Below are 14,445 nucleotides of genomic sequence, written 5' to 3' on the forward strand. Positions count from 1 at the left end.
TCGGATCCTGTTGACATGCACGATCGGTCGGGCAGCGACATCCACCATCAGACATCACGAGGCCATCATGGGAATTCTTTCAGCACTGGGCATGGGCAAGAAGGTCCGGTATGCCGTGGTCGCACTGGGCGACATCTCGCAGGAAGCGATGCTGCCGGGTTTCGCCCACACGGGCAATTCCGAAGTCACCGCCTTCGTGACCTCGGATCCCGAAAAAGCCCGCAAGGTCGGCGCGCAATACAAGGTCACCGACACCTATTCCTACGAGCAGTTTGGCGAGATGCTCGCCTCCGGCAAGGTCGACGCGATCTATCTGGCGACGCCGAACTGGCGCCACGCCGAGTTCGCGATTCCGGCGCTTGCGGCCGGCATCCACGTCCTGACCGAGAAACCGCTGGAAGTGAGCACCGCGAAGTGCCGGGACATCCTGGACGCGGCCAAGGCCTCGACGGCGAAACTGATGGTCGCGTACCGGCTGCATTTCGAACCGGCGACGCTGTCGACCATCCGGGCAATCCGCGACGGCGACCTGGGCGATCTGATCCTGTTCTCGTCGACCTTCACGCAGATGGTCGATCCCGAGAATCACCGCGCGAAAAACGGCATCGCGGGCGGCCCGCTGTTCGACATGGGTCCCTATCCGGTCAATGCCGCGCGCTATGTGTTCGGCGCGGAGCCGACCGAAGTGGTGTCGGCCGTCGGCGTGCGCCATCCGGACGCGGGCCTGGGCGACTTCGACGACACGATCGCGGTCACGCTGCGGTTTCCCGGCGAGCGTCTCGCGCAGTTCGTGGTTTCGTACTACGGCAATACGCTCGATTCCTACTTCGTCGTCGGCAACAAGGGCAGCATCCACATGCAGCCAGGCTATATGTACGGCAAGCCGCTCGAACAGGTGACCACCATCGGTCAGGAAGAAAGCAGCAAGTCCTTCAAGAACACCGACCATTTCGGCGGCGAACTCAAATATTTTTCGGATTGCATCCTGAACGACACGCCGCCGGAGCCGGATGGCGAGGAAGGATATGCCGACGTGCGTGTGCTCGAAGGCATCGTGCGGGCGCTGGAGAGCGGTGGCTCCTGCAAGCTCGAACCGTTCGAGCGCACACGGCGCATCGATGTCGACCGGCAGGAGATGACGCTTGCCGCGCAGAAATCGCCGGAACTGGTCAACACGTCGAGCCCCGGCAAGGGCGTGGACAAGACGCCGAAGAACTAGCCGATGCATCACACCCGCTAGGCCGGCGGCAAGCCCGCCAGCATGCGCCGCGCATCGGCGGGCGACAGCGCATACGCGAAGAAGCGCGCATAGAAGTCGCGGGTGCGGCGCACCATATCGGCTTCCGGAACCGGTGCGCCGGAGATGATGCCGGCTGCCCAGGGCAATTGCAGCGCCAGTTCCGGGCCGTAGCGGTCCCATGGGAACACCCCGGCCGGATTGCGATACACCCGATGCCGGCGCACCGCGTCGAGGCTGTTCCACAGCGCCGCCTGCCGGGAGGTTTCCAGCCGTCCCGCGTTCGCCGCCAGGATGATGACGTCCGGTGCCCATGCAACCACCTGCTCGATCGATACCGGCTGGAGATTGCCCTTCAGTCCCGTGGCGGCGTTGCGCCCGCCGGCCGTGCGGATCCACTGATCGACGATCGTTTCCGAACCGTCGATCTTCAGCGGTTCGACCGAGGCGATGTGCAGCACGCGCGGCCGCCGTGCGATCGGCGTGCGGGCGGCAAGCGCGTCCTGCCGGACGACCGCCGCGTCGAGATACGCGCGATACGCCTGCGCGCGCTGCGACGCAAGCGGCGTGTCGAGCGTGGCCGCGCTCAGATCGATGCATTGCAGCATCGACGCGAAATCCGTGAAGCCGACCGGCACCACGTCGAGTCCGGCACGCCGCAAGGCGGCCGCGGAAGGGTCGGCAGGCGTCACGAACACCACATCGGCCCGCGCGCGCAGCAGGGTTTCGGCGTTCATCGTCGCGCCGTCGATATGCCGCGCGCGGGCGAGCCCCGGCGCCACGCGGAACATCCAGGGCAACGCGTCGGGCCGCGCGACGGTCGCCACCACGCGGTCGGCCGCGCCGAGCATCATCAGCACGGCGTTGTGCGCGTACCAGGCATCGGCGATCCGCTCCTTGGGTGGCGCCGCGCCCGCCGGCAGCGCGGACAGCGCGAAAAGTACGAGCAGCGCCCGCCCGCCAACCTGTCGCACCGCCCCCCCGGCCGCCCGGGTCCTGCTCACGAAGCCGTGCAACATGGCGATCTCCCTCACAGTTCGAACTGCACCGACGCCTGCACGGTGCGCGGCGCCCCCAGCTGCGCGGTCGCGTTGCCGGCGCCGGTATAGCCGGTCAGGGCGCCCGGTACGATATTCGTCCAGTAGCGGCGGTTGGTCAGATTGTCGAGCGCGAGCCGGAAGGTTACCGCGCGATTGAACATGCTGGTGAGGTACCCCGCGCCGAGATCGAAGGTCGTATAGGAACTGACCGAATAGGTATTGGTATTGTCGGTCGGCCGTGCGCCGACGAAGTGGGTGTTGAAGGTCGTGAACAGCCCCGGCACCTGCGGTACCTTGTATTCGGCGAGGAAATTCATCGCGAACACCGGCAGCCCGACGATGCGCTTGCCCGCGGTCGCGGTGGTCGCCGTGTTGTACAGGCGCGGGTCGAGCCAGGTCACGCCGCCGAACAGCGACAGGTCGCGCGTCGCCTCGCCGTCGAGCATCAGTTCGATGCCGCGGTTGCGCTGTTCGCCCGCGACCGCATAGACGCCGTCGGCCTGCGTATAGGCATAGGGTCGCGTGATGCGGAACGCCGCGAGCGAGGCATTGACGCCGGCGACCGCGACCTTGTACCCCACTTCCCACTGCTTGCTGCGGTACGGGTCGAGGATGTTGCCGACATTGGTCGAGCCCGTGGGCGCGGTGTCGCCCTGTTGCAGACTGTCCGCGTAGGTCACGTAGACGCTCATGTTCCTGCGCGGCTTGAAGATCAGACTGGCCGCGCCCGACAGCCCCTGATTCGCCGACTCGCTCGTCTGCACGCTCTTGGTGTTGTAGTTGTGCGTCGACAGCCAGCTCTGGCTCCCCACCAGCAGCGCCGACCATTGCGGCGAGAAGGTGATGTCGTCGCCGGCGATCAGCGACTGTTGCGCGCTTTGCGCGGACTGGTAGCGATGCGTGAAATCCGGCACGCCGGTGAGCGCGAAGGCCTGGGGATTCGCCAGGCTGGCGGTGCCCAGCGTCGTCGTGGCGCCCGCGACCGGATTGTAGTTGTTCCAGGTGAAGCCGCTCGTGCCGAGGGTGATCGCATGCCGCAACGGCCCGGTATCGACGGTGCCGTTGAGCGTGACCAGATTGCTGGTGATCGTGAAACGGCTCGCGGTGGCGGTGGCGATCGTCGACGTGTAGCGGCCGGCATTGTTCGTCAGCGTGTCGGTCGGCGTCGTCGATTCGCGGTCCGCGATCTGGCGCAGGATGGCCGCGCTCACATGCCAGTTCGGCGAGAAGTCGTGGCGGATGCGGATCGAGCCGGTCTCGGTCGTGTTGTTGGCGCCGCCGTCGGACGACCCATACGCCGAACTCGTCGGGTCGAGCGCCGCCGGGTAGTGCACGCCGCTGCCGAGCGCAAAAGTGGTCGACAGCCCTTTCGCCACGTAATGGTAATGGCTGAAATTGGTTTCGACGACCGTGTCCGGCGACAGATGGAAATCGAGCGCGAGGCTGCCGAGCTGCCGGCGGATCGTGCTGTGGTCCGCGTAGCCCGTGCCGGTTTCGTCGAGCAGCGTCAGCCGGTAGCCGATTGCCCTGGACGGTCCCACGCGGTCGGACAGATCCGCCTCGCGCAGGAAGCGGGTCTGCGAGGTGAAGCCGAAGGTAAAGCGCGTCAGGCGCTCGTCGGTCGGGCGCTTCTGGATGTAGTTGAAGGTGCCGGCGGGGTTCGCCGGCCCATACAGGGCGCCCGCGAGGCCGTTCATCACCTCGATGCGGTCGAACTGTTCGAGCGGGTAATCGGTCGTCGACACCGCGTTCAGGCCGTCGAGGCGGCTGTTCTGCACGACGCTGCCCTGGATGCCCCGGGTCTGCGGACGCGTGCCGTCGCCCTGCACCGACGGCAGGTAACGCAGCGCGTCGGCGATGCTCTTCAATTGCTGGTCTTGGATCAGACGCTGCGGCACGACGTTGATCGTGTACGGCGTGTCGAGCCGGTCGAGCGCGCCGAGCGGACCGACGGTGGCGGTGTCAGTGCGCAGCGTACCGCGCGATGGCGCCTGCGCGGTGACCGTGACGGTCGGCAGGGCCGTGACGGCGGTGCCGTCGGCGGCAGATGCGGCAGATGCGGACGTGGCGGACGTGGCGGACGTGGCGGACGCGGCAGCAGCGGGCGAGGCGCCCGCCGTGGCCGACGGCGCCGGGGCGGCGGTGCCCGGCGCCGGTACCGTATCCGGCGTGGCGGCGCGGTCCGCCGTCTGTGCCCAGACCGGCGCGGCCACCGGCCCGAACAGCGAGACGGTGGTGAAGGCGAAGCGCATGGCGCGACGGCGGGAAGGGAATGTTTTCATAAGGGAACGGCAGCGACCATCAGGTAAGAATCACGACGCATCGTGAAGAAAGAAACGGTAGCGGTCGACATCCGCCTGGGCGACGGGAATGTCGTACAAGGCGCTCATCGCGCGCGCGTCGACGACGGCGTGCGGTGCGCCATCGGCGATCACGCGCCCGCGGTCCAGCAGGATCGCCCGGGTCGACCCATGAAACGCATCGTCGGGCCGATGGGACGTGTGCAGAATCGTGTAGCCCTCCGCCGCGAGTTCGGCGAACAGCGTCAGCATCCGCAATTGGTGACCGAAATCGAGTCCGCTCAGCGGCTCGTCCATCACCAGCATCGCCGCCTGCTGCGCAAGCGCCCGGGCGAGCAGCACGCGTTGCCGCTCCCCGCCCGACAAACGCGTGTAGTCGCGGTCTGCGAGATGCGCGATGGCGAGCCGCTCGAGCGCGGCGTTGATCGCGTCGCGGTCTTCCCGCGCCAGCGGCTGGCCGAGGCCCGCGTGCGGCACGCGCCCGAGCGTGACCGCCTGCAGCACGGTGTAGGGAAAGGCCGCGACGTGCGACTGCGGTACGTAGGCGAGCCGCCGGGCGATATCGCGGCGGCGCCAGGCGCCCAATGGCCGGCCGTCGAGCAGCACCTGGCCGGCGTCGGGCGCGAGCAGGCCCAGAAGCAGCCGCAGCAGCGTGCTCTTGCCTGCGCCGTTGACGCCGAGCAGCGACACGTTCTCGCCGGCGGCGAAGTCCAGATCGATCGCATCGAGGACGCGCGCGTGGGCCCGCCGGTAGACCAGTGCGCGACACGCGAGCGTGATGGCGGGACGGGGCGCCCTCATGGCTGCGCGTGGCGCAGGCGCCGCAGCACGACGATGAAAGCGAGCGCGCCGATGAGTTCGGTGATGATGCCCAGCGGGATCTCGCCGGGTGCGAGACTGCGCGCGGCGGTGTCGGCGAGCATCAGTCCCGCCGCGCCGAGCAGCGCGCTCAGCGGCAGCAAACGCGTATTGGATGCGCCGACGATGGCGCGCGCGATATGCGGCACGAGCAGGCCCACCCAGCCGATCATGCCGGCGAGCGATACCGTCAGCGCCGACACCAGCGTCGCCACCGCGATGACGCCGAAGCGGATCGCGGTGACCGGCACGCCGAGGCTGAGCGCTTCATCGTCGCTGAGGGTCAGCGCGTCGAGCACCCGGGCGCACGCGCACAGCAGCAGGATGCCGACGAGCAGCGGCGGCGCGAGCCGCGCGAGGTCCGGCCAGCCGGTCTGCGCGAGGCTGCCCAGCATCCAGTAGACGATCGCCGGCAACTGGTTCAGCGGGTCGGCCACGTATTTGACGAGCGACAGCAGCGAGGTGAACAGCGCATTGCTGATCAATCCGCCCAGCACCAGCATCAGCACGCCCCCACCCCGGATCAGACCCGCCACGGCCAGCCCGACCAGCACCGACAGCACGCCCGCGCCGAACGCGAACCCCTGGATCCAGGCGCCCTGCGCCCCCACGACGATGCCCAGCGCCGCCCCGAACGCCGAGCCGCTCAGCACACCCAGCAGCCCGGGCGAGACCAGCGGGTTGCGGAACACCGCCTGATAGCTCGCACCGGCCACCGAGAGCGCCGCGCCGACGAGCGCCGCCGCCACCAGACGCGGCAGCCGCGCGTCGACGACGATCGCGCGCAGCAACGCCTGGTGGGCGGTATCGGGCGCTGGATGCAGCGCCGCACTCGCCGCCGCGGCCAGCGTGCGCGCCACGTCCACGGGACCGACCGGATAGCGCCCCGCGCACAGTCCCGCGAGCGCGCAGAACACGAGCAGGAGCAGGGCGGCCGGCAGCGCATGCGGCGCCCGGTGCGCACGCGGCCAGGAAAGCGTCGGGCGGGCCTGGCGCGTGACGGCATCGCCAGGTGGCTGGCGGGAGGAGGTCGACATAGGGAAGCGGAACAGGGGCGCGCGGGCGCGCTCGATGGAACGACGTGGGATGTCGTGGACTGTATTACCGGCGCATTCGTTATATATTACCGTATATAACGAAATCTCGAGAGCGACGAATGGTCGCGGATCCGTGCGCCGCTGTCATATCTCGTAAAGGCAGGAAAGCGCCGACATACGCTAAGATAGGCATACACCCAACCTCCGACGATTTTGCGAACCGTGGCGCATTGCGCGGCGGCCGCCGCACTCCTTTATGACAGATGCTTTTCCACGCCGCTCCCCGCGTTGGCGCCGTTCACTGCTTCCCGTGGTTGTCGGTCTGCTGCTCGCAAGCGGCGGCGCGCGCGCCGACCCCACCACGCCGCTGATCGATTGCGGCCCCGAGGACAACTTCCTGCACAAGGCGTGTCTGCCGTTGAAGCGGGTCGCCGAAGACGGCAAGTGGGATATCTTCCTGACCGGCTATGGCTGGCACATCAACGGTTACGACGGCCGGCGCGACGAGCTCAATTCCCGCTCGTGGGGCGGCGGTTTCGGCAAGCACTGGGTGGATGCGAAGGGCAACGAGGATATCCTGTTCGCTTTCCTGTTCCTCGACTCGCACCGGGATCCCGAACCGCTGCTGGGGTATTCGAAACAGTGGTACACCCCGCCGGTCGCCGATTTCTCGCTCGGCGGCGGTTATCTGGTGGGTGTGACCGCACGCAACGACGTCGCGCACTACGTTCCGTTTCCGCTCGCGCTGCCGGTCGGTTCGATTCGTTACAAGAAGGCATCGATCATGGGCACCTTCATTCCGCGGCTGGGCAGCGCGAACGACGGCAACCTGCTGTTCGTGTGGGGGCGGTACGAGTTCTGATGTCCGGCGGCGCGAGGGCGTGCACGGCGGGACATGAGCGGCGATTGTCCGGCATGACTGGAGAAAGCGATGGCGCTGGAAATCCGTACCGTGGGCGCATCCGACCACCGCCACTGGCTGGCGCTATGGCGGCAGTGACACGTCCGCGATCAGCGCTGCGTCGAAAGCGCCGCCGGCTTCGTCCGATAGCGGCGAACAGCGTATTTGCCACATCCAGCATGCCCCCGGCCGCATGCATCCCGCGCTACCTTAAGTCATGCAAAGCATCTCGCTATGGCACGCTTACGGGAGTCAGGCATGGCGCTGGAAATTCGTTACGTGAAGGAAGCCGATCACCCCTCCTGGCTGGAAATGTTCAAGCTTTACTGCATTTTCCACGACGTACCGTTGACCTCTGAGGTGACCGAGCGCGCCTGGGAGCGTATCTTTACCGAAGGAACGCCGCTGCGCGCGCTCATCGCGCTGGACGAAGACGGGCGCGCGCTGGGCATCTGCAATTATGTTTGCCATGAGGACACGTTCAGCAGCAAGGCGATGTGCTATCTCGCGGATCTCTATGTCGATCAGGCGAGCCGCGGCCGGGGCGTGGGACGGGCGCTGATCGCCGAGGTGACGCGCATCGGACGCGAGCAAGGCTGGTTTCGCATCTACTGGATCACGGGCGAGGACAACCAGGCCGCCCGCAGCCTGTACGACGCCGTCGCGCGCAATACCGGCCACGTCCGGTACGATATCGCGCTGTGCTGAACGCGACGCCGCGCGCCGCGCGTCAGGCTCGCCCGCCCGCCAGATCCAGCGCGAGCGCCTCGGCCACCTTGATACCATCGATCGCGGCGGAATAGATGCCGCCCGCGTAGCCTGCGCCTTCGCCGGCCGGGAACAGGCCCCGCACGTTCATGCTCTGGTAATTGTCCTGGCGTTTCACCCGGATCGGCGACGACGTGCGCGTCTCCACCCCCGTGAGCATCGCATCGTGCATCGCGAAGCCGGGCAGCTTGCGGTCGATCTGCGGCAGCGCCTCGCGGATCGCCTCGATCACGTAGTCCGGCAGGGCGGTGCTCAGGTCGGTCAGGTTCACCCCCGGCTTGTAGGACGGTTCGACCGCGCCCAGTGACGTCGACGCGCGCCCCGCGATGAAATCGCCGACCTTCTGCGCCGGCGCCCGGTAATCCCCGCCGCCCAGTTCGAACGCCCGTTCTTCCCAACGCCGCTGGAACGCGATGCCGGCGAGCGGGCCGCCGGGAAAGTCCTCCGGCGTGATGCCCACCACGATGCCCGCGTTCGCATTGCGCTCGTTGCGCGAATACTGGCTCATCCCGTTCGTCACGACCCGGCCCGGTTCCGATGCCGCCGCCACCACCGTACCGCCCGGACACATGCAGAAGCTGTAGACCGCGCGGCCGNGCGCACTACCAGCGGTCAATTTGCGTGGCCTTCGGCTTCGTTCACGCCGTGCGCGATACGCCTTTGCAGCGGCAGTGGCGTCATAACACCTGCGCGTCTCAGTCCGGTTACGCGCGAGTTCTCGGCTGATGCTAGACGCGTTGCGTCCCAGCAGCCTCGCTATCGACCGGATGCTCGCGTTTTTACCGCTTTCGATCATGATTGCCGCGCGCTCTTCCGCGCTCAGATGAAAATATCTTTTTTCCATCCCAACACCCTATATCAATATGGGTGTTGCACTTGATGGTTGAGTCTAAGCAGTGTCGATGATTATCACGACCCCGACATTGATTTCAGCCGCGTCGTCAACGCTTGGCGCGCGAGCAAGAACAAGGGCTTCGAGAGCGTCGTGATTGCCAACTGCTTCGGCCCCGAATCCCGCATCACCACCGAATTCATCCGTGGGCACCTGCAGGAGGAACTGCCGGCGTTCTGGGACGATCAAGGGCTGCCAAATTCGATAGTCGAGTCCTCCGCGGATGGCACCCGCTACCTTCTGTCCAATTCCCGCCTACAGCGACTCGGGCGCGGCGCTGACATCCCCGACGACGCGCTTTTGTTCCCTGAGCAGGAGCAACTAAACCAGCCATGTCCGTGGGCAGTGAAGAGCGCGGCACTGTCGGCTGGCAGCCATCTCGTCGCCTGTTGCGGTACTGAAGCGCATGGAAACGAGTTCCTAGATTTCGGCGATGTCAGAGACACCGACATCGGCGTGTTGCTCGACCAAGCCAACCGCAGCGTCGTGGTTCGAGCGATCAACAAACTGGGGCCATATTTTCTAATGCATTTCGTGCGCTCATACCTCGGTGAGGAGCGGATTTTTAAGGATCGATACGCTTCGGTATGCGAAATTTGCGAAGACGTGGTGCATAACGCTCAATCCAGGGAGATTATTAAGAAGTACCTCCCGGAAATCTCTTTGATCCTGTAGCAAGGTCCTGACCATGAACAATCTCAAAGCGTTTCTGGATGCGGTCGGCTATGCCGACCTGTGCGGTTCATTCTTTCCCGGCGCACCTCGCCTGGAGGTCTGGCGCGGAGTGGACAAGAACCTCACCGACAAGCGCCTGCGTCGTTTCTATAGCCTACTGCTGACAGGCACCAAGGTGGCTACGGCTGAGTTCGAGCCGGGCGAGATGGAAATCCTCGAGCCGCTCATCCAGAAGAACGTATTGATCCGCAAGCACGATTGTTTGTATTCAAATGGCCTGTCGCTGTACATGGTGATGGGCTACTGGCTCTTCTTCGAAACGCCGAACGTCAACCCTAAGGTGTACTACGGCGACGATTCGTTCGGCTTGGTCAGCCGGCTGCGCCCCGTGCGCGGCGGAGCGACACTGGATCTGTGCGCCGGCCCCGGCGTGCAGTCGTTGATATCGTCTGCGATCGCTTCGCGCGTCGTGTCCATCGAGATCAATCCCTACGCCGCTGCCATCGCTGAACTGAACTGTGACATCAACGGCATCGACAACTGGGAGATCCGCGTCGGTGATCTGTACGACGCGCTACCGCCCGATGCTGTGTTCGACCACGTCGTCTGCAATCCGCCGCTGCTGCCGTTTCCCGATGACGAGTTGTATCCGTTCGTCGGCCACGGTGGCATCGACGGTTGGTCCGTGGCATGGCGCGTGCTGGAAGGCCTGCCACGATTCTTGAGCCGGAAAGGGTTAGCGCAGATCATCGGCACGACGCTCAGCGACGGCGTGGAACCGATGATCCTCGAACGGCTTGGTGCCTGGGCGAAGACCGAAAAAATGGACTGCGACCTAACGGTCATCGTCCAAAAGGCGTTGGACCGAGAATCGGAGTACTTCAAGGGGCTCGTGTATTCCGCCTCGGCGATGGGCGACAACTCCGAATCGAACCTGTCCGATTCCTATGCTCGCATGCTGTCCGAGACCAACATGAACGCGCTAGTCACCCACTCCCTGTCGGTGCGCCACGGCTCGGGGCAGGTGAAGGTGACAGACCTGTTCAACAAGTCGGTCAGTTCGGGCTCGCTCTGGTACGTCTAAATTCGCGTGCACAACGGGCGGCGCCCGTTGGTTCGATGGCCCGCCCGAGCTGCGTAATGTAAGGCACAGGATTCGCGGAGGCAATGCTCTACCCATGCATGAGATATCAGAATTCATTGCGCCGTGTTTGGTTCCCTTCGAGGTGTACCGGCGTCCGGATGGTGAGGTCGTCTATGCGAGCGAACGCCTGGCAATGTCGGAAAGCGACCTGCTAAATGCATTTTCTTACTCAACCGATCGCTACGCCGACGATGGCTGCGGCGAGGTCGCCCGCACGCTGTTTGCCGAGCGCTACGGTGGCGCCGGCGTCAGTGTCAATGGCGGCGGCGGACGCTGCGGGTTCGACGGTAAGCGGTTTCAGATAAAAGGCGTCGGCAGTAATCCGCTCGTGGGCGGTGCGCCCGGCAGCCCGCATAGCGACGGCATCCTGCCGATGTCGTTTGCGCTCTATGAGATGATTTGGAGTCGGATACTACGGGACAAGCTGCCGTTCGGCGTCGTCGATTGCCAGGCCGTGATCGCGATCGCGTCGCCGAGGCCGATCGGCGGCACCAATACGTTCGGGCGCGCGCTGTTGGTGCGCGAGGTCTGCGTGCGGCCCGCGCATTTCGAACGCGCGGCGTATTTCCGGCGCAAAGAGGTGAGCGTCGCCGCTGACCGCGATGCCGACGTGCATCGGGTCGTCCGGATGCAGCGCGGCATCGAGCCGATCCTCCAGCACCTGTTCGCGCTCGACGCACCGCCGTCCGAGTTCGAGATACTTGCCGGTCTCGGTGAGTTCGCGCGGCGTCAGGCGCATCAGCTGGCTTTCGCGAGAGCGAATTTTCTTCTGCACAGCATCTCGTCGTCGAACCTTTCGATGGACGGACGCTGGCTTGACCTGACATCGATCGCCTCGCTGCATCCACAGCAAGCGTTCGCCGCCGACACCATCGGCAGCGCGTGGTCTAGGCTCTGGGATCACGAATTCATCATTTGGGAAATCCTGGGTTCAATGATGTTCCATTACGCGAAATACCGACGGCGTTCCGATGCATTCCTGACCGATGCGCTGGCGTCGCTGCGCAAGACCTTCTTTACCGCGCTCGACGAAGCCGGCGCGCAATATTTCCTTTGCACGATCGGCGTGCCGATGATCGTCGCTCAGCGGATCGGCTACACGCGCGCGGTGCGCGAATGGGCTCGATGTTACGCGCAGAGGCTCAAGTTGGATTTCGCGAACGCGGCTGCCAATCGTCGGCGCATGGCAGACCCGGAATCGATGCACGGCGCCGGCTTTAGCTTCCTGCCGCTGTCCGCGTTCGTCGCGCTAGCGCGGGACCGTCACGCAGCGGCGCACGAACAGGGTGTGACCACCGACTACGAACGTTGCCTCGACGAGGTGATGGTGGAAGTGCGCTGCGGCGCGTCCGATCTCGGCATCGGCCCGCGAGCGCTCGAAGCCGCGGTTGCTATCAACGCGGTGAAATACTTGACCGAGAAGGCTGGGCTCGGCTTTGACGAGCTGCGAGGAGGCCTGTCAAGCCTCATCGAAATCGATCCGGGCGACGTCGCAGCGATGCAGGCGCGGATTACGAGCCATGCCAACCTTCTCGTCGAGATCGGCACGTTCCGGGTCGGCTTTGATCCGGGTATGACGCTCGGATGCTGGCGCGCGGCCGGCGTGGCGATCGACTATGACATGCGCGGAGACTGTTTCGTGGTGCATGACCGCGGGCGGCGCGAAACCGTCGAACGCGCGTGCTGGAAGCCGGGTGCCGAGGGCCGGCCGGCGTGGCGCGCGATGATCGACTTCTACGAACGACACGACGCCCACCTTATCTTCCAATGACGATGGCAGCTCAAACAAACCCTTTTCGCCAAGAGGCGGACCGCCGTAAATTCGAGCAACTCGGTTGCATCGCCAACATCTTGGCGCGCCACCCTGCCCTGTCGGCGCGCACGCTCGCGTTCCTGAGAGGCTGGACCGAAAACGCCGTTGCCCATGGGCAGACCGAGATATTTTTTTGCGATGGCCTGCCGCTCGGCTATGTCGCCTGGGCCTATCTGAGCGAAGAGGTGATCGGCAGGCTCCTGTACACGGATTATTTTCCGCACTGGTCCGAGTGGAACGAGGGGCGCTATGTCTGGATCATGGACATGTGCCTGGTGTCCGACCTGCTCAACGTCGGCATCGAGGATTTCTACTGCGAGCGGTTCGCCGATGAAGGTTCGATCTTCTGGTCGTCTGAACTCAGCGATCATGTCTATCGCTTCGACGTCAAGAGCCGGCGCACCTCGGCAATTTCAAAGGCCGGCTTCCTTGAGCTGATCGGGCGTGAGCGGGAGGCTGCCGAATGATGCTGCCGCTACGCCTTTTCCCGAATCCCGGCCTTTCGTAAACCATGCCACCATCCGGTTTCCGCGAGAAAGCCCGCGAGGGTCAGTATACGCCGATGATCGGCGGGATCATGCTGGTGCGTCCGGTCTCGTTCACCCTGTTCACCTGCGGCGCGCTCGGCATGGCTTTGCTCGTCGTACTGCTATTCGTGCTGGGCAGCTACACACGCCGGATCCGGGCCGACGGCGTCGTCTCGCCAAGTACCGGCCTCGTCAAGGTCTACGTGCCGCAGTCGGGCGTGGTGTTGAACAAGTCCGTCACCGAGGGGCAGCACGTGACGCGCGGCATGGCGCTGTACCGGATTTCGCTTGAACTGCAGAGCGCCGCCGACGGCCACACGCAGGCCGCGCTGATCGAACAGGCGCGTCAGCGCAAGCAGTCGTTGCTGCAGGAGATCGACAAAACGCGAGTGCTGCAGCGCGATGAGCGCGGCACTCAGCAGGCCCGGCGCGACAGCCTAAATACAGAGCTGGCGCGGCTCGACGACCGGCTCGCCGCGCAGCGGCAACGAGTGGCGCTGGCCGCCGATGGGGTGGTGCGCTACCAGAGCCTGCTCGCCAAAGACTACATCTCGACCGACCAGTTCCAGCAGCGCCAAGCCGACTTGCTAGACCAGCAATCGAAGCTGCTTGACTTGCGGCGCGACCGGTCTGGCGTAGCGCAATCGTTGAAAGAGATCGAGAGCCAGCTCTCAGGGCTCACGCTGCGCCAGCAGAACGATCTCGCTAGGATCGCCCGAGGCGTGATCGACGTCGACCAGACCTTAATCGAGACTGAGGCCAAGCGCGAACTCGTCGTGACTGCGCCCGAGAGCGGGGTGGCCACCGCGGCGATCGCCGAGCCCGGGCAGATGGTCGACGTCACGCATCCGGTCGCGAGCATCGTGCCTGACAGCGCCGGATGGCAAGCGTTCCTATTCGTGCCGAGCACGGCCATCGGCTTCGTGCGGGTTGGCGATCCGGTCCGGATTCGCTACCAGGCGTATCCCTACGTAAAATTCGGCCAGTACCGCGCGCACGTCGTATCGGTGACGCGTACGGCGCTGCCGCTCGCCGAATTGTCGTCCAGCGGCATGGTGGCCGCGAACCTGCCCGGCGACAAGATGTTCTATCGCGTTACCGCCGCGCTCGATGCCCAAACCGTGAATGCTTACGGTCGACCCCAGCCGCTGCAGGCCGGCATGAGCCTGCAGGCCGATATCCAGCAGGACCGGCGGCGCCTCTATGAATGGGTGCTTGACTCCCTCTACAGCCTCACAGGCAAACTTTGATCC

The 14,445-nt window shown here is 65.1% G+C and carries 13 protein-coding genes and 1 pseudogene; 8 read left to right on the forward strand and 6 right to left on the reverse strand.

What is annotated here, in order from left to right:
* Window positions 1-67: 67 nt before the first annotated feature.
* A complete protein-coding gene (locus OVY01_RS19210; protein ID WP_267849179.1) occupies window positions 68-1,219 on the forward strand; it encodes a Gfo/Idh/MocA family protein in 1,152 nt (383 codons plus the stop codon).
* A gap of 17 nt (window positions 1,220-1,236) precedes the next feature.
* Here OVY01_RS19210 and OVY01_RS19215 read toward each other — a convergent pair whose 3' ends face one another.
* From OVY01_RS19215 to OVY01_RS19230, 4 genes are read right to left on the reverse strand one after another with little or no spacing between them, the layout of a single operon-like run.
* On the reverse strand, window positions 1,237-2,256 hold the full coding sequence (locus tag OVY01_RS19215; protein ID WP_267849180.1) for an ABC transporter substrate-binding protein: 1,020 nt from the start codon (window positions 2,254-2,256) through the stop codon (window positions 1,237-1,239).
* Window positions 2,257-2,267: 11 nt separating this feature from the next.
* Window positions 2,268-4,529 carry a TonB-dependent receptor gene (locus OVY01_RS19220; RefSeq protein WP_267849181.1) on the reverse strand — a complete coding sequence of 754 codons (2,262 nt, stop codon included), beginning with the start codon at window positions 4,527-4,529 and terminating at the stop codon, window positions 2,268-2,270.
* A gap of 60 nt (window positions 4,530-4,589) precedes the next feature.
* The gene (locus OVY01_RS19225) at window positions 4,590-5,378 is read right to left on the reverse strand and encodes an ABC transporter ATP-binding protein (RefSeq protein ID WP_267849182.1); all 789 of its coding nucleotides are present in this window, start codon (window positions 5,376-5,378) and stop codon (window positions 4,590-4,592) included.
* Window positions 5,375-6,472 carry a FecCD family ABC transporter permease gene (locus OVY01_RS19230; RefSeq protein WP_267849183.1) on the reverse strand — a complete coding sequence of 366 codons (1,098 nt, stop codon included), beginning with the start codon at window positions 6,470-6,472 and terminating at the stop codon, window positions 5,375-5,377. The genes OVY01_RS19225 and OVY01_RS19230 overlap by 4 nt, the downstream gene beginning before the upstream one ends.
* Window positions 6,473-6,782: 310 nt before the next feature.
* Between OVY01_RS19230 and OVY01_RS19235 the strand changes: the two genes are divergently transcribed.
* Window positions 6,783-7,334 carry an antimicrobial peptide resistance and lipid A acylation PagP gene (locus OVY01_RS19235; RefSeq protein ID WP_267849185.1) on the forward strand — a complete coding sequence of 184 codons (552 nt, stop codon included), beginning with the start codon at window positions 6,783-6,785 and terminating at the stop codon, window positions 7,332-7,334.
* Between the two features lie 297 nt (window positions 7,335-7,631).
* Window positions 7,632-8,081, forward strand: coding sequence for a GNAT family N-acetyltransferase (locus OVY01_RS19240; protein ID WP_267849186.1), 450 nt, complete (start codon window positions 7,632-7,634; stop codon window positions 8,079-8,081).
* Window positions 8,082-8,103: 22 nt separating this feature from the next.
* On the opposite strand, the gene OVY01_RS19245 is transcribed toward OVY01_RS19240, so the two are convergent.
* Window positions 8,104-8,757 carry an NAD(P)/FAD-dependent oxidoreductase gene (locus OVY01_RS19245; RefSeq protein ID WP_432422290.1) on the reverse strand — a complete coding sequence of 218 codons (654 nt, stop codon included), beginning with the start codon at window positions 8,755-8,757 and terminating at the stop codon, window positions 8,104-8,106.
* Between the two features lie 99 nt (window positions 8,758-8,856).
* A pseudogene (locus OVY01_RS23355) lies at window positions 8,857-8,985 on the reverse strand (helix-turn-helix domain-containing protein); the annotation flags it as partial.
* A gap of 39 nt (window positions 8,986-9,024) precedes the next feature.
* Here OVY01_RS23355 and OVY01_RS19250 point away from each other — a divergent pair.
* The 5 genes from OVY01_RS19250 (at window position 9,025) to OVY01_RS19270 (ending at window position 14,442) form a co-directional block, all read left to right on the forward strand.
* Window positions 9,025-9,708 carry a hypothetical protein gene (locus tag OVY01_RS19250; RefSeq protein ID WP_267849187.1) on the forward strand — a complete coding sequence of 228 codons (684 nt, stop codon included), beginning with the start codon at window positions 9,025-9,027 and terminating at the stop codon, window positions 9,706-9,708.
* Between the two features lie 13 nt (window positions 9,709-9,721).
* Window positions 9,722-10,792 carry a methyltransferase gene (locus OVY01_RS19255; protein WP_267849188.1) on the forward strand — a complete coding sequence of 357 codons (1,071 nt, stop codon included), beginning with the start codon at window positions 9,722-9,724 and terminating at the stop codon, window positions 10,790-10,792.
* 127 nt (window positions 10,793-10,919) lie between these two features.
* Entirely contained in the window at window positions 10,920-12,623 is a 1,704-nt protein-coding gene (locus OVY01_RS19260) for a hypothetical protein (protein WP_267849189.1), read from the forward strand.
* 2 nt (window positions 12,624-12,625) lie between these two features.
* Window positions 12,626-13,132 (forward strand): toxin-activating lysine-acyltransferase, encoded by a 507-nt coding sequence (locus OVY01_RS19265; RefSeq protein WP_267849190.1) that lies wholly within the window; start codon window positions 12,626-12,628, stop codon window positions 13,130-13,132.
* A gap of 44 nt (window positions 13,133-13,176) precedes the next feature.
* Entirely contained in the window at window positions 13,177-14,442 is a 1,266-nt protein-coding gene (locus OVY01_RS19270) for an HlyD family secretion protein (protein ID WP_349293538.1), read from the forward strand.
* The last annotated feature ends 3 nt before the right edge of the window (window positions 14,443-14,445 follow it).

This window comes from Robbsia betulipollinis, assembly GCF_026624755.1.
Classification (GTDB): Bacteria; Pseudomonadota; Gammaproteobacteria; order Burkholderiales; family Burkholderiaceae; genus Robbsia; species Robbsia betulipollinis.

Excerpts from the sequence above, each read along its gene's own strand:
- OVY01_RS19210 (WP_267849179.1), top strand. The coding sequence starts at position 68 with ATGGGAATTCTTTCAGCACTGGGCATGGGCAAGAAGGTCCGGTATGCC.
- OVY01_RS19215 (WP_267849180.1), bottom strand. The coding sequence starts at position 2,256 with ATGTTGCACGGCTTCGTGAGCAGGACCCGGGCGGCCGGGGGGGCGGTG.
- OVY01_RS19220 (WP_267849181.1), bottom strand. The coding sequence starts at position 4,529 with ATGCGCTTCGCCTTCACCACCGTCTCGCTGTTCGGGCCGGTGGCCGCG.
- OVY01_RS19225 (WP_267849182.1), bottom strand. The coding sequence starts at position 5,378 with ATGAGGGCGCCCCGTCCCGCCATCACGCTCGCGTGTCGCGCACTGGTC.
- OVY01_RS19230 (WP_267849183.1), bottom strand. The coding sequence starts at position 6,472 with ATGTCGACCTCCTCCCGCCAGCCACCTGGCGATGCCGTCACGCGCCAG.
- OVY01_RS19240 (WP_267849186.1), top strand. The coding sequence starts at position 7,632 with ATGGCGCTGGAAATTCGTTACGTGAAGGAAGCCGATCACCCCTCCTGG.
- OVY01_RS19255 (WP_267849188.1), top strand. The coding sequence starts at position 9,722 with ATGAACAATCTCAAAGCGTTTCTGGATGCGGTCGGCTATGCCGACCTG.
- OVY01_RS19265 (WP_267849190.1), top strand. The coding sequence starts at position 12,626 with ATGGCAGCTCAAACAAACCCTTTTCGCCAAGAGGCGGACCGCCGTAAA.
- OVY01_RS19270 (WP_349293538.1), top strand. The coding sequence starts at position 13,177 with ATGCCACCATCCGGTTTCCGCGAGAAAGCCCGCGAGGGTCAGTATACG.